The sequence below is a fragment of the Paenibacillus xylanilyticus genome, from assembly GCF_013359935.1.
GTDB classification, from domain to species: Bacteria; Bacillota; Bacilli; order Paenibacillales; family Paenibacillaceae; genus Paenibacillus; species Paenibacillus xylanilyticus.
The window spans coordinates 1-469 of sequence record NZ_JABMCB010000095.1 but is presented as its reverse complement, the minus strand read 5'-3'; the positions used below and the strand labels follow the sequence as shown (position 1 = coordinate 469).

The 469-nt window shown below is 56.9% G+C and carries 1 protein-coding gene; it reads left to right on the top strand.

The features are described 5' to 3' along the window. Positions 1–87: 87 nt before the first annotated feature. On the top strand, positions 88–469 hold a 382-nt coding region (locus tag HP552_RS00870), incomplete at its 3' end, for a phage tail tube protein (protein ID WP_281365992.1).

The window sequence follows — 469 nt, the reverse complement described above, 5'->3', positions numbered from 1 at the left end:
GCTATGACTACCGGCGCGACGATGATGCGGGCTTGTGGAGTTCAGCCGATCTGACTTATGTCATTACCTATGAAATGTGAGGACGCTATGCCTGTACCAAATCCTACAATGCCGGTGAAAGGTGCCGGGACCACCCTGTGGGTTTATAAGGGGAGCGGTGACCCTTACGCGAATCCGCTTTCAGACGTTGACTGGTCGCGTCTGGCAAAAGTTAAAGACCTGACGCCCGGCGAACTGACCGCTGAGTCCTATGACGACAGCTATCTCGATGATGAAGATGCAGACTGGACTGCGACCGGGCAGGGGCAGAAATCTGCCGGAGATACCAGCTTCACGCTGGCGTGGATGCCCGGAGAGCAGGGGCAGCAGGCGCTGCTGGCGTGGTTTAATGAAGGCGATACCCGTGCCTATAAAATCCGCTTCCCGAACGGCACGGTCGATGTGTTCCGTGGCTGGGTCAGCAGTATCG